Origin of the sequence: Salinithrix halophila (assembly GCF_042650125.1) — a bacterium.
GTDB lineage: Bacteria > Bacillota > Bacilli > Thermoactinomycetales > DSM-45169 > Salinithrix > Salinithrix halophila.
In genome coordinates this window covers 467,508-489,152 of record NZ_JBHSAP010000007.1, presented here as the reverse complement: position 1 = coordinate 489,152, position 21,645 = coordinate 467,508, and the positions used below count along the sequence as shown (strand labels likewise).

The following is a 21,645-nucleotide window of genomic DNA, read 5'->3' as shown; positions in this document are numbered from 1 at the left end:
CCATTGTTTATTTTTCCGTGAGGTGAGTCGATGGCCGTCCCCATACCCGGTGAGAAAGTGAAGGGGATCTTCCTTCACAGACCTAATCGCTTCCAGGCAGTGGTGGAAATCGACGGGAGGCGTGAGGTTGTCCATGTGCCTAATACAGGGCGGATGAACGAGATGCTCCATCCCGGCACGGAGGTGGTTCTGAGCCGATCAGACAACCCGAAACGAAAGCATCCCTTTAGCCTAACCTTCGTCAACAAGAATAACCACTGGATCTGCATTCACTCGGCATTGGCCAACCGGGTTTTTGAAGAGGCAGTGCTCAACGGTCGTGTTGACTGGGTGAGTGGGAAGATGCGCCGGGAAGTTCCTTACGGTGCGAGTCGGATGGATTTTCAGGTAGAAGGGGACCCCGCGACCCTAATCGAGGTGAAATGCGTTACCTATGAAGAGGACGGCATCGCCAAGTTTCCCGATGCTCCCACTCTCCGCGGCCAAAAGCACATCGGGGAGCTGATCCGGGCGGCGGAAGAGGGATACCGGGGTGCTGTGGTGTTGGTCGTGTTCATGGATTTTGTCACCTCGTTCACTCCTCACGACGGAATTGATCCCCTCCTGGGAGCGAAACTGCGGGAAGCAGCTAGCAAAGGGATCCCCGTTCGGGCTTATACGTGTTCCATCCGCTTTGATGCGATTCGTCTTGCGCGGGAAATCCCCGTCGTTTTCTGATTTCATTTGGCCGAATGGCCCTGTTTCCTATGGGGATGCTATGGGCGAAAGGAGGCCATTCATTATGAAACAGACTGACCGTCAACCGAACGAGAGTCTCGAGCAGTATGCCAAACGGACGGATTCCTCCGCGAAGAAGGAAGAGCTGAAGGCCCCGGGCTATGGCAACAAAAAGCTGGAAGGCCCTAATAAACCAAATACGTGATGTCTAACACCTGCCGCGAGACCGGCGGGTGTTCTCTTTATCTACTTCAAGAAAATCATGGATAAAATTGTTTTGTTTCTGTATTTAAGGGTAAGGATATACAAGGGAGGTGGTCCCATGACAGATCGGAATGAAGAGCGAGAAACAGTGGAACGGATAAGAGAGAAACAAGAGGCCAACCCCGACTTGGAATCTCAACCTGGAGCGGTCAGCCAACCAAAAACCCCCGAGTGATCGGGGGATTTTTCTATTCAGGCGCATCAAGAGCCAAAAAACCAGCCCGCCGCTGCATATAGAACAGCACTTATGATACAGACCAGAAGAGAGGATTTCAGTTTCATGCGAGAGTATCCCATCAGCGGAAGCTTCATGACGGTAGCCATAGCTACGGTGTTGTCGCTGAGGGGAGAGGCGAACCCTCCAAAAGTGCCACTCGCGAAGACCACTCCGGCGATCAGGGGAAGCGGGGTTCCTGTGCCCGCGGCGAGGGAAAATCCGAGTGGCATCAGGATCGCCCAGGCTCCGAAGGTCGAGCCGATAATGTAAGCGATCACGCATCCCAACAAAAATAAAACGGGTGCCAGCCACAGAGACGGGATAGCCTCCCCGATAAGGCTTTTGGTGTAGTGGATGAATCCCAGGTCCGTGGAAACGGCTGTCAAAGCCCAGACAAGAGCGAGCAGGACGTTGACCCCCATCATTTCATTGCCTCCCTGCAAAAAACCGAACAGGACCCGGGATAGGGGTTGCCGATAGGCAGCATACCATACCATCGACAAAAGCAGCGTGATAAAAACCGCCCCGAGCATCGCCTTGGCGGCATCGGCCTTTACCAGCGCCCCCAAAAAAGAGGGAGCTTTCGCAGTGCCGTCCCACCAGGTGAGGATAAAGGTAGATAGGATGAGGGTGAGAAGGGGAACGATCAAGTGGATAGTTCGAGGCTTGGCCGAATCGGCCACGATATCCACCGGGTCCGGGAAATCGCTGTCCGGTTCGTGTTCACTGCTGGCGCCGGAGATTTTCTCCTGGCTCTTTTCCCTTTGCTTTCCGTCCATTCTATCCAGATAGGCGACTTGGGGGGACATCCGAAAAGGGGTTTGAATCGCCGGAGGGCAATCGGCGGGGTCGTCACTTTTGCACTCATCGCGATTCCCTGTGAAAAAGGTCCGGTAAAGGGCATAAAGTAACATCAGGATGGCGAAGAAATTGAATGGGAGGCTTTTGAGCAACAGTCCGTAGGCAGATCCACCCAGATCCTGAGGGCGGGCGGCATCACCGATCAGACCGACCATGTATCCGACAAAGCACGTTCCGACCGGGATGAGCGCGATCAACGGTGTGGATGTGGCGTCAATGACAAAAGCTACCTTGGAATCAGGCACTTTCAACCGCTGAAAAACCCGTTGCATGACAGGACCGACAGTAATGATGCGAAAATCGGGGGCCATGAAGGTGGCAGCGGAAGATAGCCAGGTGAGCCCGAAAGCCCCGCGGACCGAACGAATATGGCGGTTCATCCACTGGGAGAAACCGGAGACACCCCCAGTTACGCGGATTAAACCGACGAAGGAGCCGAATCCGTACAGAAATACCAGCAGGCGCAGGTTGTCTGGGGAGGACAGCTCTTTTAACAGGTAGTGAATGGCCGCCTCTACCCCGCCTAGTAACGTCGGCTTCATCATATACGAGCCGACCAGCAAACCGACCAGGAGTCCGGGAAGCACCTGCCGAGTGAGTATGGCTAGAGGAATGACGATCAGAAACGGGAGCAGCGACCAGAATGAACCTTGCATCAAAACCCTCTCCTTCCCTGGGAAACGAGAAAAATCCGTCTCCCATACTTTGCTCCCCGGAAGCCGGATCATACAAGAAGTTATCGATTTTCGGTTTGATAAAATAGCTGAAATATTATGCGATTTATAAGTTATATTTACGATAGCCATAAGTTTGGGGAGTGATAAAGGTTGATAGAATCGATTTTCAAAGGCTTGATGTGGTTTATACTTTAATAGTAGACTCATACCAGAGAGTATTGATGGTTCAAAATAAGGATTCCTGGAGCCTTCCTGGTGGGAAAAGGGAGAAGGGAGAAACTCTTATTGAAGCAGCTATTCGAGAAACCAAAGAAGAGACAGGTTTTAATGCAAAGATTGAAGGCATTGTCAATGTTAATGAATGCCTAGATCGCTTTCATGTCTTTTTTGTTACTTTTAAGGGTTGGATTGTTGATGGAAAAAAAGAATCCGTAAATGATTTGGAGATTCAATGCGTGGATTGGAAGAACATCAATCAAGCCCAACAGTTGATGCCTTGGTATGGTGACTTGCAACAATTATTATTGAACAGGGCCCGATACCATTTGGAAAGTTAAGTGCACAAGGAGGGTGAAAATGGCAGTCTCTCCATCGAAAAAAATCCTCGAGGTGATCCGTAGCCAACAACCCCAACCATCTGATGAGTGGAGTGTGGCTTGGTATGATCAAGGGGACGAGTGGGTGGGATGTTATAAAGGGGAAACACTCGAAGAGGCAGCAGCCCAGTCTTTGTATGAGATTGGCTCATTGACGAAAGTATTTACGGCCTTACTCCTGGCTCATGAAGTAACGAAAGGCGAAGTGAAATTAACGGATTTTGTTCATTCGTTTTTTAAGGAGCCACTGGATGGTAAAGAGGGGAAGATGACCTTGGAACACTTAGCGACCCATACCTCTGGGTTGCCGCGTCTCCCCTTTCGGATGATATGGAGATATTGGTTTCCGGACCCGTTTTTTAAAAAATACAAGCAAAACCCGTACCGTACCTATGGAGCGAGAGAGCTTTTTCAAGACCTTCGATGGTACGTAGACGATCCTCTTTCTGAGACTTCCCATTACTCTAATTTTGGCTATGCCCTGTTGGGCTATATCCTGGCATCGAAACGAAAACAATCTTTTGATGAGTCGATAACCCAAGCCATCTCCGAGCCTTTAGGATTAAAAGAAACGAGATATCCGCTTCCTCAAGAATTAAAATCCAATCTCCTAAAGGGATTTGACCCTCAGGGGAATCCCGTGCCGCATTGGGAATTTCAAGTGTTTGCTGGTGCCGGAGCTCTTCGTTCGTCCATTCACGACCTTCTGTTGTTCTTAAAAGCCAACCTAACTCCGCCTACTACCATGAAGGAAGCCATTCAGTTAACCCATGACGTTCGAATAAGGGAGCCCGGAGGGCTTTCTGTTTGCCTCGGATGGCAAGCCAACGAAAAAACCGGATGGTTTGGCCATAATGGAGAAACCGCTGGATTCAGCAGCTTTATGGCCTTTCATTCGGAAAATCAACAAGCCATCGCCGTTTTATGTAATCGTGCTGGAGCTGGAGTGGATGAAATCGCGAAGCATTTGGTTGAAGAACTGTCGAAAGGTGGATAGCCCTCACGTTTGCACGAAAAAGCCGTATCCTGAAAAAGGATACGGCTTTTTGTTTAAAGCATTCCGCCGTTAGGATGGAGCACCTGGCCGTTCATGTAGCGAGAATCATCGGAAGCGAGATAGACGTAAGCAGGGGCCATTTCGAAGGGTTGGCCAGCTCGCTTCATGGGGACGGAGGTGCCAAAGACACTGACTTCCTCTGGGGATAAACTAGAAACGGTGAGGGGCGTCCAGATGGGACCAGGGGCCACAGCGTTAACCCGAATCCCTTTTTCTACTAAAGAAAGGGAGAGGGAGTGGGTGAAAGAGACGATCGCCCCTTTGGTGGCCGTGTAGTCGATCATGTTTTTTAATCCCTCGTAAGCGGCATCCGAGGCTGTATTGATAATGGCGCTCCCCGCTTTCATATGGGGAACTGCCGCTTTCGTGAGGTAAAAGAAAGCGTAAACATTGGTACGGAAGGTGAGGTCCAACTGTTCTGCCGTGATATCCAGGATGGATTTTTGGGTAAACTGAACCGCGTGATTATTGACGAGGATATCGACCTTCCCGAAGGTGTGCAGAGTCTGCCGGATGATCTCGGTGGATTGGGTTTCTTGTTTCAAGTCGCCAGGGATCAAGAGGCAGCGCCGCCCCAGTTGGAGGATACGTGCTTGCGTCTCTTCCGCATCGCGATGTTCGTCGAGGTAGGAGAGGACGAGATCTGCTCCTTCTTTGGCGAAGGCATAAGCTACCGCACGCCCGATGCCACTGTCCCCGCCGGTAATGATCGCTGTCCGTCCGTGGAGTTTACCGCTTCCCCTGTAAGTAGGATTTTCACTGATCGGCCGAGGCTCCATGAGATACTCCAGGCCAGGCTGCCGGTCCTGACTCTGAGGTGGAAAGGTCAATGGTTGCTCCCTGCATTCCGTTTTACGGCCGTAATAGGGGTAAACCGGATAGTAATCAGGTCCCATGATGAACCTCCGTGACGATTTGGGATGGGGCATATTACCCTATGCTTCCATGGGAGGAATGGGAACCTGATGACTCCTTTCACCGCTACCCCTTATTTTTGCCCCGCGGTCACCGAAGGACATTCGGGCTGTCCGGGCGGGAAGGAGGGATCTGCCATGGGCTCAATAGGGGGACGCTGTTTCCGTTGCTATTGAAGGCGTTTGGCCGTACTCCGGGCCGAAAAGGAGTAGCCATTACATTTTCCATTCCTCCCATTCTAGGGGTATTTCTGGGTTCCTATGTTGACCGATGGAATCGAAAAAAATCATGATTGCTACGGATCTCATTCGCTTCATCATTTGTCTGATGATGTCCTTTTTGTTTTTGTTCAAGAATCTTTTTCTATTCATATTGATCCTACTCTTTATCCTAGAAGCACTAGGGGTCTTATTTAATCTCTCCGCGATCCTTCCCCACCTATTATCGAAAAAACAAGGTTTAACCTGCTTTCATTCGCACTATACTTCGATAACAACTTCTTTTCATTGGCAGTTACTGCTCTTTCTAGTACTTCTGCCGTTTCCTTCTCTTTCCACCGGTGAATCCGGTGTTTTTTTATTCCACCTCTATATGCAATATATCGCATTCTGCCATAATCAGGATACCAATGATTTTGATGGGAGGGTTGCCCCATGCCTATTCCAGAGGATTTGGCCGAACTGGATCGTTCGTCGGCAAAAAAACGGGTGCTTCACTTGTTACAGCAATGAATTGTTAACGGAACGCTGGAGCCGGGAGAAAAGATTCGGGATGCTGAGTTGGCCAAGGCCAAACCCAGGGGTTTATCGAGATGCGCCCGGGCCGCGAAACCCGTGTCACGCTCCTTTCTCGGAGGATGTTTAATGGAAGAACAGCACGGTTATTGTTGAATTTAGAATTGATGAAGAATGGTTACCCACCGGTTGTTTTTGAACTGAAAAGAAAATCAGAATATTACTCAGCGCTTGATAAGGCTCATACAACGGGGGATGCTGATGGTTTTTTGCAATTGGTGCTTGAAGATTTAAATCGAATATTTTATTTATATTTTAGGGTGCTGGGTCTTGACGGAATGTAGTTGACATATAGTGGAGAGAACACTTGATAAGAATCGACTACCAATAGCACTGTTTGTTGCTATAATCATTATGACGTGACCTTTTTATATGGCGAGATTTCGTACGTCAAAACGAGCGCAGCCGATATGCTGAAACAACATAAAAAACAAAGGAGAACAAACAAATGAAGCCTTACAGAATGACTGCAGTGATCGTAGGTGTCCTCTACATCATTGGAACGGTATCGGGGATTTTAAGCCTTGTTGTTACCAGGAATCTACTTGCTGGAGAGGATTTTCTAACCAGAATTGCTGCTAATCCGTCACAGCTTAACCTTGGCGCATTTTTCGTGCTCTTGATGGGGCTTTCGTTAACGGCGATGCCTGTTTTCCTGTACCCACTCTTCAAAAAAAAGAATGAAGCCCTGGCACTAGGGATGGTTGTTTTCCGCGGACCACTAGAGGGAAGCACCTATATCTTAATGGTAGTCAGTTGGCTATTGTTAGGCGTGTTCAGCAAAGAGGTCACTGCCGTTGGGGCAGAGGCGGCTTCTTTACAGGTTATTGGCAATGTCCTGCTTCAGGCCAAGGACATCATGGGCCCCGTTTTGACTATTGTTTTTATCATCGGGGCAATGTTGTTATACACCCTCTTCTATCTCACCAAACTTATCCCTCGTTGGTTGTCCGGCTGGGGCTTGATCGGAGCGGTTTTCTATGTGGCTGTCGACTTATTAAAGTTATTTGGACTAAACCTTCACTTAGATATGTTGTATATACCATTGGCCGTGCAGGAGATGGCAATGGCACTCTGGCTGATCATCAAGGGATTCAACCAAACGGCCCTTGATGAGCTCCTGACTGATAAGCACAGCGTATAATCAAACCGCTTGTACTATTTGGATAAGATCCCCAAGCGTGTCCAAGCCCCCCAGATGATGCACCTCGTGAAACAGGTGATCCAGGCAACTGGGAAGATCGGTGTACCTGAAGGGGCACCGTTCTCTCCGCCAACATCTACCTAAATGAAGTGGATTGGGCGTTTGGTACAATCCGCCGTAAATCGGCTCCATGAACATCTCACACTGTTAGGTGTCGAGCTTAATCAGGAAAAGATCCGAATGGTAAACGTACTTACCGGAGAGGCTTTTGGATTTCTGGGGTTTGACCTGCACCCGAATCGAAAGGAAACCGGATTCTTTATCCTGATGACCTCGAAGAAGAAAGCTCGTAAGGCTATAAAGGCGTGAATTCGCGAAATCATCCATCGTGGAGGTGCGGTCCCGGTCCATGAGATTGTTAAACAGATCAATGCCGCACTCGCGGGGTGGGTGAACTATTTTCGGGTGGGAAATGCCAGTCGTGCATTCAGTTTCATACCATTTCGCAGGTGGTAGGAATCCTGGTAGGTGATGCGCTCCAGAATCGGGGCCGAGGCAGAGGGGACGTCCAGCGGCGATCAGTTGACTGACGTCCGTGTCCGGTCGGCGAACCAGCGGGCGTCCTTCGCCCATTCCGGATCGTTTTTCAGCAGATAGGGGTTACTCCACCAGTGGAATAAAAAAACACCGGATTCACCGGTGGGAAGAGAAGAGGATATGTTTATCCACCCTCAGGTTCTCCGCTATCGGCTGTTGATGCGGAAGCTGGGTGACCGTCCCAGTCGGTTATCCCAGTAGATACAGTGACCACTAAAGCAAATGTGAAGATAAGAATTCTAAAGAAGTTCATCAAGGTAGTCTACCTCCTTGTACTGTAAAATAAATTTCACTTTATACATATTATGCAGGCATTGTTGAAATTCCTTTTTATTGGTATTTTCCCAGCACTGAGCAAGGCGTAAAAGTACTACACTTTCTTTATAAGGTAATTTATGTTGCTGAGCGAGCTTCAAAGCTTCCTGGTAATGGGGAATCGCTTCTTGTTTTTCCTCTCTTACACGATAGTAATCCCCTTGTGTAATAAGTGCATTGGCTAGTCTAGGGATATCATTCAACCTTTTACTTAAAGAAACCGCATTATTAATGGCTTCCCTGCTTTCAGCCCACCTTTTTTGTTTGATATAAAGCACACCGAGTCGAGTATAGGCATCGGTGAATTCCTTTTCAACAACGGGTTTATTTTTTAAACTTAATGCCAGTTGGAAACACTGTTCAGCCTTTGCTAAATCATTTTTGGTCATATAAATGCTTGCTAAAATCACCCATAAACGAAACATACTATTGTATTTGTAATCGAGGCGTGCTTTTTCTAGGCCTTCCAGGCTATATTTTATTGCATTATCGAATTGTTTCGTTCTGTGTAATAGTTCAGCCCTCCAGCAATAGAAGGCAAGAACAACATTCATATGCTGAATTTTTGTTATCGACTCCCAATGGTCTTCAACCACTTTCAATGCCTCTCCGATTCTCCCTAAACGCTCTAAATAAACAATTTTATTCCGTAGCAATACGTACTTGAAATGCAATCGCTCACCATCCTCGACAAAGGCATCGATCCCACTCTCCGTGTATGCCAAGGCCTGTTCCATGTCGTTTTGGTAGTAGCTGTTGAGTCCCAATTCCGTGAAACTGGCTGCTTCGATATTGCTTTGGTTTCCGTAGGCATTCTGGTTGGTAAGACGGATGGCGTTGAAGAGGGCACGCTGGGCTTTGGAGTAGTCGCCGAGGCTGTTTAAGCATTTTCCTGTCAAGTACTGAGCCGTGGCAGCGCAAGGGTGATGGTCGTCCAGATCGAGTTTTTTCAGCTCCTGCAAAGCTTCCTTCGCGTTGCCGGTGTCACGCATCGTCTCAATGGCAAAAAGGTCAAATTTGACGTTTTGTAATTCTTGTTGCTCGGCTATCATCAGGTTAGGAAGCTCGTCCAACTGAATGTCCAACTTTTTCAGCAAATACGTGGCCCGCTGTGGGTTGACATGGGGGACGCCCCGTTCGATATTGCTGATCGTGGCGGGAGAAATGTTTTGATCGGCCAAATCCTCTAAACGTAACCCTCGTTCCTTTCGTACTTTTCGGATGACTTCACCGATTTCATGAATGTCCAGGGAACTCATGGCAAACCACCTTCCAGGATGGAATCCTAACTAGAACAAGAGTATTTTAACCTAGGAGGTTTAATTTGGAAATGGGTAAATAAGTTGGATGGTCTATAAAAATCTGTGTAAGGTCTATTTCAGGCGGTATTACAAGAATTTATTTTTGCGAAGGGTCCATTCCGGAGGATAAAGGGTGGATAGAGTGGTTTTATTGGATGTGTAATAATAATTTTTAATATGGACGGTTTTGCTAAGGGAACAAAGGGATATTTTTCGATGCTTGCTCCAGCAGGTCGACCAGCTCTGAATGATTTTCTTCCTCCCAACCTTCCCAGCAAACGGCCAGACGAAGAGAGATTTTGTTTTCGATATGCTGCAATAAACTCAGGGGGCTTTCCGACGACGGAGAAAGATGAAAGTTATTTTTTAAATACGAAAAACCAGCCACACGGATGGATGATCAATCCATTGAAATGGCTGGTATTGTTTATCTGAAAAGCGACATGAAATAAATAAACTCCAGAAAATAGATGTTACGTTGCGATAAACGGAAGCGATGCTCCTTCTACCCCTACTAAATTGTCATTCCATACGGAATGTTGCTTTACCATTTTTACAAAGGCCTGAAGAGCTGGTGACAGCCATCTTTCTTTGTGATAAGCCATTAACGTTGCCACTGAATGCCGTTCTTTCCATGGCACCCCCACCAATTTCCCTTCTTCGATATCGGATTTAACTACGATATAGGGAAGTAATGATATCCCCAACCCGCACATGACGCACTGTTTAATCGCTTCAACACTCCAAGACTCGACGGACGTTTTGGGGAAGACCCTATTTTCCTGTAAGTAACGCTCAAAGAGCATTCGATAACTGCATCCTTGCTCCGTATAATATAAAAGGGTTTCCTCCACAAGGTCCGGCAGTGTTTCCGCAGAAAGTTCCCGGGCGTGGTAGGCAGGAGAAGTTATCACCATCATGGGTTCGTTCGCCAATTTATTAATAACCAAATCTGGCTCTGTCCACTCCTTATCCAATAAGAACACAAGATCGATATCACCTGTACGCAAGCCATTCAATGATTCCCGATTAGGTGAAGGTTTCAGTACGATTTCTACCTGTGGATATCGTTGTTTATAGTCGTGAATAATCGGGGGGAGTCGATAAACCGTTAAGGATTCAGGTGCTGCGATTGTCAAAGTCCCCGTAGGGAAATCTTCGTTTCCCGGGACCTCTTTAACTTTCTGATAAAGCTGCAAAAATTGAACAGCATAAGGCATAAAACGGCGACCAGTTTCGGTAAGAATTGTTTTCCTTCCCAGTCGGTCAAATAGGGGGGAACCCAACTCCTCTTCCAAGAGTTGAATATGACTGGTGATAGTTGATTGAGCATACCCCAAATGCTCAGCTGCTTTTCTAAACCCCCCTAAATCAACTATTGCCTTAAATGCTTTCAAATGTCGAAGGTCCACGATTAAATCTCCTCCTGTATGATTGATATCACAATAACTGATCAGTCTGTTCGTAATATTCTATTTTACTAAATATAATTGGAGAGTATACAATGATAACAACGCGATAGAAAAGGATCGCTATCACATTTGAGGTGAAGAGATGTTTGGCTACATGTAAGAGATAGCTAGAATTCTCCTCAACGTTTTCGATTTCGCAAGCTCGTAAGAAACGAACACCGATGTGCTGTTTACTTATAGCCGTATTGCCAGGTTCCGGTCCGGCATCGGGTCGTTCTTCCATGAAGCATTTTTTTACCGATTTAATGTATGAACGATCCCGTGGTGTCAAGAAGGTATAATTTTATTTTAATTATTGCAATCAAACAGTAAAGTATTCTCTTGAAGGTTGACAATTTAAATTTTACTATTTTACTATACTGTCATCAAGACAATAATTTGAATTAACGACAAATAAATCAATATATTAAAAATAAAGGGGGTGATGGACAGCGAAAGAGTAAGTGAGAATGCGGGTTTGGTTGCTGTGCTGAAGTTGGTTGGGCTTACAAAATGATTGTACGAGATCATCAAATTTTATGGAGGGATTTAGAATGGAACAATTGGCATGCCTCGTATGCAAGGATGAAGTGAGCGTGGAGCAGGACGCAACAACTGGTGAAATCGTGGAATGCTCTTCCTGTGGACAAGAGCTCGAAGTACATAATGAGGGGAATTTGATTACGCTGGAACTTGCTCCAGAAATCGAAGAAACGTGGGGAGAGTAAGGTGGCCCGAAACATGAGTAACAGTAAAACGGATGTTTTGCTGTGTGTAACCAAACTGAGGGAAGAAGAGAAACGAATCGTCGATTATCTGAATGAGAACGGTCTTCAAACCAAAATCAATCTGGATTCTATGGCATTGCCACTGGAAGGCGGCCAGTCGGAGGTGAAGGTAGAGATCGCCCTGATTCGTTGCCTTTCACAGAAAAATGCCCTCAACCGTTCCACGATGTTGGAGTTAGCAGGAATTGAGACACTTAATTCCGTAAAGGCCATTTCGATCTGCACCAATAAAATTCACCAAGCGATCGTGTTTGAAAAAAACAAGATTCCGCAACCCCAATATAAGGTGGCCTTTTCGACTGCCAATCTGGAGGATTCACTTGAAACATTTGGAGAGGTATTCGTTATTAAGCCTGCAAGTTCATCATGGGGAAGAGGGATTGCCAGAATTATCGGCAAAGATTGTCTAGACGGATGGATTGCTGCTAGAGGATCGCTTGATCCGGGGCAACAATCGTTTCCAGTTCTTGTTCAGGAGTATATAGATAAAGGCGATTTCGATATTCGAGTAGTCATTGTAGGCAAGAAACCCATTGTGGCTTTTCGGAGAATCTCCCCAGATAATTGGAAAACCAACACACACTTGGGTGCAGAAGTGGAACCCGTTGATGTCGATGACCAGATTAAGTCTATATGCAGTCAAGTGATTGATGTATTGGGTGAAGGAATCTTTGGATTGGATCTGTTCTATGATTACCAGAGCCAGCGCTATCTGGTATGCGAAGTGAACCAAAATCCAGAGTTCTCAAAGTCGTTCAAAATCCATGGAGTTGATGTTGCTTACCATATTGCAACGTATATACGGCATCGTATTGATGCTAAACGTAAAGAACGACCAATTCTAAGCTCCTAGACGTAATGGGGATGAAAATATGAAAAAGACACTCATTAAAAAAGACCGTTATTTTTCCGTCTCCTTTGTTTTGGCCCGAGTCCTGACTTCAGGGGTCATTATGAGTATTGAGAAAAACGAGAAAGAGTTAGAAGGATTGAAAAAAAGCATCAGAAAGATCACTAGGGCGAAACACGTGTCTTTGTTCAACAGCTATACAGGAGCTGTTCACGCTGCCCTTTGGGGGCAGGATATTGTGCACGGTTCCTCTGTAAATCTTCCTTATCCAAGCCATCAGGAAAGAAAATTTCTTCATTGGCTGGGTGTGGAAATTTCGTCTGATCAGACGGAACTACCTGGATTCGAACGAATTTCGGTTAACTGGGATAATTTACATGAGATCGATGAACTTGTCTTATCCAAATTAAGTAGTTCACCTGTTCTGGTGATGGATTTTACCGAGTTGGGTTTTGGCCCCTGTGCTGCAATAGCTACCAATGAAATGACGGTGTGGAAGAAAGCTGAACGGCTTAAAATCTTCGGGGCTTTCGATTTGAAGACAATGTGGACTCAGGAGGAAAGCGATTCAGAGCTTCAACCGGCGATTCAGTTTAATTACAGACTGAGCCCTCTAGTTGCCGCATGTGTCAAACTGTCTATTTTGAGGAGGAAACGCGGAAATGAAGACTGATTTTATCCGAAAGCCGCTCGAACTACCGACAGATGACTGGATCACAGAAGCCTTGGCTTACAAAGGTGGTCCCGCGATTATTCCTGAAGATGTCCGAAGAACGACGTTCCCCACCATCACTAAAGAAGACTTAACGCAGATGATGATCTCTATTCAACAAGATGCAAGCAGCACTGTTGACGAATTCACAGAGAATTACCGCAAGTATGTAGGAACCAATCATGCTATATCTACTGCAAGCGGTACTTCAAGTCTCCACCTCGCATTGGTTGGGGTGGGAGTACAGCCGGGGGATGAAGTCATCCTACCTGCTTTTACCTTTATTGCTACAGCTCAGGCCGTTTTGGCTGCTAAAGCCATTCCAGTGTTCGTGGATATTGATCCGAAGACATACTGTATGGATCCAGTGAAGGCGGAGAGGGCGATTACAAGTAATACGAAGGCAATTATGCCCGTCCATGTCCACGGCTTGCCGGCGAATATGCCTGCATTAAGAGAGCTTGCTGATAAGTATTCATTACGCTTGGTGGAAGATGCTTCTCATGCCCATTCTGCTTCCATTGACGGTCAGATGTGTGGGTCCATCGGTGACACGGCAGGTCAGAGTCTCATGGCAGATAAGAACTTTCCTGTCGGAGGAGAAGGTGGAATCGCATTTTTCAAGGAGCAGGAGGATTACGATAGGGCCAAAACGTTCCTCGTGGAATCCGGGATCGATTATCGGATGTCCTGGATCGTAGCAGCCTTTGGAATTAGCCAATTGGAACGCCTCTCGTACTACGATTCAATTCGTGAGAGAAATGCGGATTATTTAACGAAGGCGCTATCAGAGACAAGGTTATTCAGGGGACCTTTCGTGCCTGAAGGATACAAACACAGCTACAACATGTACCGGGTGAAGATCTATCCAGAAGCACTCGGACTCGATGACCTTGAGGATTACAAAGTAAAAACCGCGATACAAGAGCTTATCAATGCTGAGGGGGTATACGCAAGGGAATGGCAGAATATGCCGATTCCAGGTCACCTTCCTTTCAAAAACAGGAAAGGATTTGGTAATGGATATCCTTTTACCCTATCCAAACGCCAGGACTTCAGTTATGATATCCATGAATTCCCAGAAACCCTGAAAATGCTACGCTCTACCCTCACTATCTGTAGGGAACTCCGGTCGCCAATTGAATATGAACGAATCCAGGCATATGCCTGGGCATTTAAGAAAATTGATTCCAATCCTAATATCATCCGCGAAGTTGTCGAAAAAAATACTGAAGTAAAAGAACCCTACGTAAGGGATGCTAGATTAGGATGAGTATGGAAAAAGGCAGAATGACAAAGGCGGCCATTCTAGGTGGTAGCGGGTTTACTGGTGCAGAATTGTATAGGTTGTTAGACCATCACCCTTATATATCAGTGGATTATATATCGTCCGAATCAAAAGCTGGTTACCCCGTTAATCGATACTTCATGTCGTCGAGACATAAGAAAAATATGAGTTCCCTGAGATTTAAGAAGCTATTGGAGCTGGATGGGCAATATGACCTCATCTTTTCTTGCCTACCCACTGGCTATTTACCTCAATATATCGAACGGATTGCACAACACGGGGACTATATCTTTAACATTAGTGGAGACTTTCGGATATCGGATGTAAATCTTTTAAAAAAATATTATCCCGAAACGCTCAAACATGAATTATCAGGAAGCAGTCACTACTACATTCCAGAGTTCAGCGAGATTAAGCAGAACGCCAAAGTTGTCAATCTTCCAGGTTGCATGGCAGTAGCCAGTATTTATTCCTTATACCCTCTTGTTTCACAGAATTTAATTGAAACCAGAATAGTAACGGATGCCAAAACTGGATCAAGCGGAGCGGGAAAATCTAGTAAAGAGACCCATGCCGAAAGGGCATATAATTTCCGGCCTCATAAAGTCCATGGACATAGGCATAAACCGGAAATCGAATTTGCCTTAAGGCAGTTTACGAATCGAACAATTGATCTCCAATTCTCTACTCACAGTCTTGATCTTCCAAGAGGAATTTTGGTGTCATCGTATTCGCGGATAAAGGAAGGCGTTTCAGAAATCGATGTGAAAAAAGCCTTTTATAGTACCTATTCGTCAAAGCCCTTTATTCATTATCTAGGTTCCAAGAATGGGCCCCATTCGTTTCCCATGATCAAAACTGTTGTTGGAACAAACTGTGCGGAAGTCGGTGTTTATGTAGAGGGAAGAAACTGTGTATCCATTGTCAGTATCGATAACCTAATTAAAGGTGCTGCTGGGCAAGCTGTTCAGGCAGCCAATCTATATATGGGTTTCCCAGAGGATGCAGGAATCCAATCTTCAGCTGAAGGAGTATGGCCTTAATGGATAACCTGTACGTGATCAAGCTCGGAAGCAGCACTATTTTAAAACGACCTAAGATTTTCGGTGAAATTTATAACCTTGTCCAAAGAGGAAATAAAGTGTTGCTGGTTGCCGGTGGTGCTGAAGGAATCAAGCAGAAGTATAAGCAGATTGGCCGCAAAATGCCTTTTCTCACCTTGCCGAACGGTGATGAAGTTCGGTACTGCTCTCCCGAGGAAATGCCGATCATTCGCGCTGCTTATCATGAAATTATCATAGCCAAAACGGTTGAAGCTCTGCAAGCGTACAATCTACAGGTCTTTGCCCAAGTAGGTGGAGACAATGAGGTTGTGGTTGGTAAGAAAGCGAAACCATTGAAGGTCGTCAACAACGATCGGACCTTCATTGTTCGTGATTCCTTGTTTGGTAAATACACTGGTAGCCACAATGAGTTCCTGAATTCGGTGTTGGCTACATACGATGTGGTCTGCCTAACCCCTCCGATTCGCGATCCAGAGATCGGAGAGTATATCAATATCGATGCGGATATGCTGGCAGCTTACCTAGCAGTTGAATTGGATGCTCATCACCTTCGGTTTGTCACCAGTACACCCGGGATCCTTCAGGACATTAATGATGGACATTCAACAATTCAGGATGTATACCAGGGGGACGAAATTCCTTCGATTAGAGGAAGAATGAAGCAGAAGGTTCGGGCTGCTCACATGGCCGTTGAACGAGGTGTCTGTGATGTCTACATTTCCGGACAACATACATTAGAGGGTAGTGGGAAAACTAGGTTTTGGGATTTTCCGATAGACCACAGCAGATCTCAATTCAATTTGCTCAACAAAGCGATCCGCATTCCTTCCGTATCCAAAGATGAGCACGAACTTGCAACGTACCTGCTAGAAGCCACCCGTTATTCATCAGTATCCGGATCTATTGATGAAGCTGGAAATGTTGTATTTCGGAAGGGAAATGGAGCCAACCGACTACTGCTCCTTGGACATATTGATACAGTTTCCTACGTTTGGAAAGCGGAGACGGATGAGGAGGGAATCACGGGTCGAGGAGTGGTTGACGCGAAGGGGAGTTTTGTTAATTTCATTCATATGCTTGATGAGGTTGAAGTGCCGGAGAATGGAACTTTGCTTGTGGTTGGAGCAGTGGAGGAAGAAGTTTCGTCTTCTAAAGGGGCTTACTATGTGAGAGACCATTATCCGGCGGATGCTGTCATTATAGGCGAACCCAGTGGGGAGGACCATTTAACGCTTGGGTACTACGGGCTGTATAAGATGCAAATTACAATTAGTAGACCCCAAGAACACACAACGGCCAAGGACAGCAACAGTGTAATCGATGAACTTTATCATATAGTGGAAGAAATGCGGCATCGAGTCAGGGAAATCGACCCAAGCTCCCAGTCATCATTAATTAACATAAAACACCGTAATCATAAAGGTCTGCTCACCGTTGTTGGGACGTTAAACTTTAGAATCTCACCAGATGCCGGAAAAGAGTACAGCAGTAAAATTAGCCTAGAAAATTTAGGAGAAAATGTAACGGTTCAGGTGTTACGTGCTACACCTGGTTATGCATGTCGGAGAAATGAAGGCTTGGTAAAAGCATTTGTACGTAGCTTTTCCAAGAAAGGAAAGTCGGTCCGCTACATCAAAAAACGGGGAACCAGCGATATGAACACACTGGCAACCACATGGGATGGAATCCCAATGGTGGCTTATGGACCGGGTGATTCCAGTCTCGACCATACGGACCAGGAATATCTCCACTTCCAAGAGGTGCAGACAACGCGAAGCATACTGAAGGAAGCTATAACGGAATGGTTTCGGATCCAAGGGGAGGCTTAGATGAATACAGTAATTTCTGAAACAGTACATTCTGCGCTTGCTGACTACCTAACTGTCTTGGCCAAAGAAGCACGAAAACTAATCGTTGATATGGCAGCGACACCAACAGGCTGTCATATTGGTGGAAGTCTCTCGGTTATTGATCTTTTATTAAGTGTGTATGCCAAATACGGAAGTGATCAAAACAACGCCATCGTACTTAGTAAAGGACACTCAGCAGCGGCTTTGTATGCGACCCTTTATTTACACGGTGTAATCGAAGAAAATCCGGCTGTCTCTTATGGACGAGATGGGTCATTGTTTACCGGGCATCCTAACCATAAAATCGCCGGTATACCGTTTGCGACGGGGAGCTTAGGGCATGGAGTATCTTATGCTGCAGGCTGGGCACTAGGGCAGAAAATGAAGGGGGAAAATGGCCTCGGAGTTGCTATTGGAGGAGATGGGGAAATGCAAGAAGGATTGTGCTGGGAAACGGCACAGGTGGTCCAAGCGAAATCTATCTCAAATTTCATCTACATTGTTGATTGCAATGGAGGACAGAATGACGGATTGATCAGCGACATATCACCTTTCCACAACCTAAGAAAAATGTTCGAAGCGTTCGGTTTCCGGGTTAAAGACATTGATGGTCACGACTTCAACCAGATTCTTTCTGCTATAGAGCCTGATCCCGAAAAACCGCTGGCGGTGCTGGCTCGAACAATTAAAGGAAAGGGAATCAAAGCAATTGAGGGAAATCCCAATTGCCACTACGCTAAGATTCCCGAAAGATACTCAAATAAATGGAAAAGGGGTTTAGAATGAACTTTTCCGGAAGAGAAGCATATAAAGCAGAGTTGGCGGAGTTAGCCTGCGACAATGAGAAGATTGTATGTCTTGAAGCGGATCTTGGCGGAAAAAAGCATGTTTTTCAGCAGAAACATCCGGATCGGTTCCTGAATCTGGGTATTGCTGAAGCAGCTGGCATCGATATGGCGGCAGGATTGGCCGAGGGGGGATTTACCCCTTTTTTCTCTACCTTTGCTCCCTTCGCAGCGCTTCGATCCGCTGAAAGCATCAAGTTGGCCATGGGCTATATGGGTAAAAATATTAAAATTGCAGCGGCGTACGGTGGAGTATCTGGAGGATGGTTTGGAACAACTCATCACTGTTTGGAGGATATCGCAGTCCTGCAGTCGTTCCAGAATGTTCGGATTGTTTGCCCTCATGGAGAAGAAGAAACTCGAAAAGTAGTAAGGGAAGCAGCAACATCTCCTGAGCCGTACTATATCCGCTTGTCCCGTAATGAGGTATTCCAAAGTTTGGACCGAAACCCGAATAGTAGTTGCAGAGAAATCGTCTATCAAGGAAACGAGCAAGGAGTTTCACCCTTGTGTGTCATTTCCGTTGGAGAGCAAGCAAGCGAACTGTGTAAACAAATCGTAGAAGAATATCCATCAATTATCCATGCACACGTTGTCTATGTAGATAGCGTTTCATTGAAAAGTTATGTTGAGGAGCTTAGGACGATTTCTGATCGGTTTCTTGTTGTGGAGGAACATCGAGCCACTGGAGGCACTGCATCCTATCTCTCTTTACTACTACCTGAATGTAAAGTGTATTCTCATGATTGTGGTGAGAAGTGGCCATCTTATGGAGGTAACCATACCGATGTCTTGCGTTATTTGGGGTTTGGGCTCCAAGAACTAAAGCAGCAGATTACTGACATAATAGGAGAAAAAAATGATTTTTAACGTGCTTAAAGAACGGAGATTCCGAAACTACTTCTTTTCTGACATTATTTCTGGATTTGGAGTGGGTATGAGTACGATCGGGGCCAACTGGTTTATAATGGACCAGACGGGCTCCCTTAGCAAAGTTGGGCTCATGCTCACTCTCAATGTTCTTGCTAGCTTTGCCATTTCACCCCTGTTCGGTATCATGACTGACCGGTTTAACCGGAAGACCATTATTCATGGAACAAACTGGAGCCGGGTATTTGCACTACTAGCAATTGCCTCTGCTCTTCTTTTTTCCGACTTTAACGTGATCTACCTTTATCTATTCACGGTTGTCAACGGTATGGGCTGGTCGATCTATTTGTCAGCGTCGCGAAGTTTGGTACAAGAACTACTATCCGAGAAGGATCTCCTCAATGGAAACTCCTTGATCGAGATCAGCCTACAAGTAGGCATGTTTGTAGCTGGTGGTGTATCAGGGGTTTTGTACAAATTATATGGATTTGAAATAATCTTGGTTCTGAACGCCATTGCTTTTGTTATCAGCTCCCTTTTCTTACACAGGATCAAATATACACCGACCGCAGTAGAGAATAATAAGGAAAAAACTTTATATATTAATTTTAAAGAAGGTATAGATTACTTAAGAAAAAGACCGTCTGTTTTTATTCTTGGGGTGGCGTCCATCATCCCCATCGTTTCGGTTATGGTCTTTAATGTGGTTCTGCCTGGTTATGTGAGTGGTCCTGTAAATGGAGATTCTGTCGTGTTTGGATTATCCGATATGTTTTACGGGATTGGAGGACTTCTGTCCGGTTTTGTTGCAGCCCCGTTGGCGAAAAAACTCTCAAACATTCGAGCGATTTTGATATTTTTTTTCATGGCCATTAGCATCCAGTTTGCTTGGGTTTTCAATCATTACGTCTGGTTTTTGTATGTAGGGTGCGTGTTGTTCGGCCTAAGCAACTCTTCCTTACGAATAGTCATGAATACAGTAGTAATGAAAGTTGTGTCCAAATCGTTTATGGGAAGAGCCATGTCTGTGTGGTTGGCCATTTCGTTTTTGCTTCAGTGCGTTTCTGCAATTGGATTGGGGGCTTTAATGGACCATTTTTCACCCAGTGTCGGATTTATTGGGATCGGAAGTCTCATGATTTTTGGTCTTGTAATTGCCTTCTATGCTGGTCTAGGAAAGGAAGCCGAAACATCGAAGGTTCCTTGGAAGGATCAAAACATAAAGGAGGAAACATCGTGACCACACAAAAAATCGTGGCGTTTACAGAACCCAGTTTCTATGGGGTTAGTTTCGCCAGAGCGGCATATGAACAGGGACACAAGGTTGTATCGATTGTGTCCTCCAAGGAAAACCCGGTAAAGTACGGGTACGAGGGAATATACCATGATCTGCTGGTGGCAGATATTCGGAATGAAGAATCCATATATAACACAATTCGAAATTCGGAGTATAACGGAAAGCTGGATGCACTGGTTCCTGCAACTGATTACGCATCCCATCTCACAGCCAAAGTAGCAGAGAGGCTTGGACTTCGTGGGATCCCTTATGAAGCGGCCCTTCGTGCCAGGAATAAGGATTTAGCACGGGAAGCATACAAAGAGCACAATGTTCCTGGTGCGCGGTTTAAGAAAGTTAAAACCTTCGAGGAAGCTAAAGAGGCTGCTAAGAACATTGGATATCCAGTTGTTCTGAAACCAACCAACTGCGCGAGTTCCCAAGGCGTTTATTTTATTAACAATTCCTTCGAGCTCGAAGAGGCTTTTACTAACCTGATTGATTTTAAGGTAACATATATGAACTTTAAAGTACGAGAGGAATACTTGATTGAAGAATATATTGATGGAGAAGAGTTTAGTGTAGAGATTTTTCTGAAAGATAAAGAACCCCTTTTTGCCGTTGTAACTGAGAAAGTCACTTCACCGCTGCCTTACTTCGTCGAAGTGTTGCACACGATCCCAGCTTCTACTAACAAGGATAAAGAGAAAGAGATTATTGATACAGCGGTGAGTGCTCTTAAAGCAATCGGGATCTTTGATGGACCTAGCCATGTAGAAGTAAAATTGTCGGCTTCAGGGCCTCGAATTATTGAAGTAAACGGCAGGCCGGGTGGAGACCTGATTTCGTCAGATCTATTAGTGCAGGCTTTTGGAATCGATATCTTCGAAGCCACTGTTAACTATTACTTGGATACACCCATTAACCTTAAACCAAGGTGGAATCGAGCGGCCGCCATCGGTTACTTGACGGCAGAAAGAAATGGCATTGTAGCCGAAGTTACAGGGTTGGAAGACCTGCATCACAGCGAAGCAATAGTTCGTTCTCATATAACTGTGCAACCCGGAAATCAGGTCACCGTAGCTCGAAATTCGGATGATCGCCTTGGTTATATCATCACTTCTGGGAACACATCGCAAGAAGCGAAAGAAACTGCACTTCAATTATTAAAAAGTATAAAGATCACCTATAAATGA

21 protein-coding genes and 1 pseudogene are annotated in these 21,645 nt (G+C 45.8%); 18 read left to right on the top strand and 4 right to left on the bottom strand.

Annotation, left to right across the window (positions count from 1 at the left end; genetic code table 11):
- Window positions 1–30: 30 nt before the first annotated feature.
- Window positions 31–717 (top strand): DNA/RNA nuclease SfsA, encoded by a 687-nt coding sequence (sfsA, locus tag ACFOUO_RS04460; RefSeq protein WP_380702565.1) that lies wholly within the window; start codon window positions 31–33, stop codon window positions 715–717.
- A gap of 64 nt (window positions 718–781) precedes the next feature.
- Window positions 782–922: a hypothetical protein gene (locus ACFOUO_RS04455; protein ID WP_380702563.1), complete on the top strand. Its 141-nt coding sequence runs from the start codon at window positions 782–784 to the stop codon at window positions 920–922.
- A 260-nt stretch (window positions 923–1,182) separates the two neighbouring features.
- Here the strand turns inward: ACFOUO_RS04455 and ACFOUO_RS04450 are convergent, their stop codons facing one another.
- Complete coding sequence (locus ACFOUO_RS04450; RefSeq protein ID WP_380702561.1) at window positions 1,183–2,715, bottom strand: Na+/H+ antiporter NhaC family protein; 1,533 nt, start codon at window positions 2,713–2,715, stop codon at window positions 1,183–1,185.
- A gap of 161 nt (window positions 2,716–2,876) precedes the next feature.
- On the opposite strand from ACFOUO_RS04450, the gene ACFOUO_RS04445 reads away from it, so the two are divergent.
- Complete coding sequence (locus ACFOUO_RS04445; protein WP_380702559.1) at window positions 2,877–3,293, top strand: NUDIX hydrolase; 417 nt, start codon at window positions 2,877–2,879, stop codon at window positions 3,291–3,293.
- Window positions 3,294–3,312: 19 nt separating this feature from the next.
- Window positions 3,313–4,329 carry a serine hydrolase domain-containing protein gene (locus ACFOUO_RS04440; protein ID WP_380702557.1) on the top strand — a complete coding sequence of 339 codons (1,017 nt, stop codon included), beginning with the start codon at window positions 3,313–3,315 and terminating at the stop codon, window positions 4,327–4,329.
- Window positions 4,330–4,382: 53 nt separating this feature from the next.
- Here the strand turns inward: ACFOUO_RS04440 and ACFOUO_RS04435 are convergent, their stop codons facing one another.
- Window positions 4,383–5,285 (bottom strand): SDR family oxidoreductase, encoded by a 903-nt coding sequence (locus ACFOUO_RS04435; protein ID WP_380702555.1) that lies wholly within the window; start codon window positions 5,283–5,285, stop codon window positions 4,383–4,385.
- Window positions 5,286–6,115: 830 nt separating this feature from the next.
- On the opposite strand from ACFOUO_RS04435, the gene ACFOUO_RS04430 reads away from it, so the two are divergent.
- The 4 genes and pseudogenes from ACFOUO_RS04430 to ACFOUO_RS04415 all read left to right on the top strand — a co-directional run bounded on the left by ACFOUO_RS04430 (window position 6,116) and on the right by ACFOUO_RS04415 (window position 7,899).
- A complete protein-coding gene (locus tag ACFOUO_RS04430) occupies window positions 6,116–6,382 on the top strand; it encodes a hypothetical protein (RefSeq protein ID WP_380702553.1) in 267 nt (88 codons plus the stop codon).
- Between the two features lie 164 nt (window positions 6,383–6,546).
- Window positions 6,547–7,242, top strand: a complete 696-nt coding sequence (locus ACFOUO_RS04425; RefSeq protein WP_380702551.1) for a DUF4386 domain-containing protein — start codon at window positions 6,547–6,549, stop codon at window positions 7,240–7,242.
- 18 nt (window positions 7,243–7,260) lie between these two features.
- Window positions 7,261–7,758: pseudogene (locus tag ACFOUO_RS04420) on the top strand (group II intron maturase-specific domain-containing protein); the annotation flags it as partial.
- Window positions 7,759–7,770: 12 nt separating this feature from the next.
- On the top strand, window positions 7,771–7,899 hold the full coding sequence (locus ACFOUO_RS04415; RefSeq protein WP_380702549.1) for a hypothetical protein: 129 nt from the start codon (window positions 7,771–7,773) through the stop codon (window positions 7,897–7,899).
- Between the two features lie 179 nt (window positions 7,900–8,078).
- On the opposite strand, the gene ACFOUO_RS04410 is transcribed toward ACFOUO_RS04415, so the two are convergent.
- Entirely contained in the window at window positions 8,079–9,413 is a 1,335-nt protein-coding gene (locus ACFOUO_RS04410) for a helix-turn-helix domain-containing protein (protein ID WP_380702547.1), read from the bottom strand.
- A gap of 515 nt (window positions 9,414–9,928) precedes the next feature.
- The gene (locus ACFOUO_RS04405) at window positions 9,929–10,867 is read right to left on the bottom strand and encodes a LysR family transcriptional regulator (protein WP_380702545.1); all 939 of its coding nucleotides are present in this window, start codon (window positions 10,865–10,867) and stop codon (window positions 9,929–9,931) included.
- 593 nt (window positions 10,868–11,460) lie between these two features.
- Here ACFOUO_RS04405 and ACFOUO_RS04400 point away from each other — a divergent pair.
- The 10 genes from ACFOUO_RS04400 to ACFOUO_RS04355 are packed head-to-tail and all read left to right on the top strand — an operon-like array spanning window position 11,461 to window position 21,645.
- The gene (locus tag ACFOUO_RS04400) at window positions 11,461–11,634 is read left to right on the top strand and encodes a lysine biosynthesis protein LysW (RefSeq protein WP_380702542.1); all 174 of its coding nucleotides are present in this window, start codon (window positions 11,461–11,463) and stop codon (window positions 11,632–11,634) included.
- A gap of 13 nt (window positions 11,635–11,647) precedes the next feature.
- On the top strand, window positions 11,648–12,547 hold the full coding sequence (locus tag ACFOUO_RS04395) for a RimK family alpha-L-glutamate ligase (protein WP_380702540.1): 900 nt from the start codon (window positions 11,648–11,650) through the stop codon (window positions 12,545–12,547).
- 19 nt (window positions 12,548–12,566) lie between these two features.
- Complete coding sequence (locus tag ACFOUO_RS04390) at window positions 12,567–13,217, top strand: degT/DnrJ/EryC1/StrS aminotransferase (RefSeq protein WP_380702538.1); 651 nt, start codon at window positions 12,567–12,569, stop codon at window positions 13,215–13,217.
- Window positions 13,207–14,529 (top strand): DegT/DnrJ/EryC1/StrS aminotransferase family protein, encoded by a 1,323-nt coding sequence (locus tag ACFOUO_RS04385; RefSeq protein WP_380702536.1) that lies wholly within the window; start codon window positions 13,207–13,209, stop codon window positions 14,527–14,529. Before ACFOUO_RS04390 ends, ACFOUO_RS04385 begins: the two co-directional genes overlap by 11 nt.
- Window positions 14,526–15,587 carry an N-acetyl-gamma-glutamyl-phosphate reductase gene (argC, locus tag ACFOUO_RS04380; protein ID WP_380702534.1) on the top strand — a complete coding sequence of 354 codons (1,062 nt, stop codon included), beginning with the start codon at window positions 14,526–14,528 and terminating at the stop codon, window positions 15,585–15,587. The genes ACFOUO_RS04385 and argC overlap by 4 nt, the downstream gene beginning before the upstream one ends.
- On the top strand, window positions 15,587–17,437 hold the full coding sequence (locus tag ACFOUO_RS04375) for a M20/M25/M40 family metallo-hydrolase (protein ID WP_380702531.1): 1,851 nt from the start codon (window positions 15,587–15,589) through the stop codon (window positions 17,435–17,437). The genes argC and ACFOUO_RS04375 overlap by 1 nt, the downstream gene beginning before the upstream one ends.
- Window positions 17,438–18,244: a 1-deoxy-D-xylulose-5-phosphate synthase N-terminal domain-containing protein gene (locus ACFOUO_RS04370; RefSeq protein WP_380702529.1), complete on the top strand. Its 807-nt coding sequence runs from the start codon at window positions 17,438–17,440 to the stop codon at window positions 18,242–18,244.
- A complete protein-coding gene (locus ACFOUO_RS04365) occupies window positions 18,241–19,173 on the top strand; it encodes a transketolase (RefSeq protein WP_380702527.1) in 933 nt (310 codons plus the stop codon). The genes ACFOUO_RS04370 and ACFOUO_RS04365 overlap by 4 nt, the downstream gene beginning before the upstream one ends.
- Window positions 19,163–20,413 carry an MFS transporter gene (locus tag ACFOUO_RS04360; protein ID WP_380702525.1) on the top strand — a complete coding sequence of 417 codons (1,251 nt, stop codon included), beginning with the start codon at window positions 19,163–19,165 and terminating at the stop codon, window positions 20,411–20,413. The genes ACFOUO_RS04365 and ACFOUO_RS04360 overlap by 11 nt, the downstream gene beginning before the upstream one ends.
- Entirely contained in the window at window positions 20,410–21,645 is a 1,236-nt protein-coding gene (locus ACFOUO_RS04355) for an ATP-grasp domain-containing protein (protein ID WP_380702523.1), read from the top strand. Before ACFOUO_RS04360 ends, ACFOUO_RS04355 begins: the two co-directional genes overlap by 4 nt.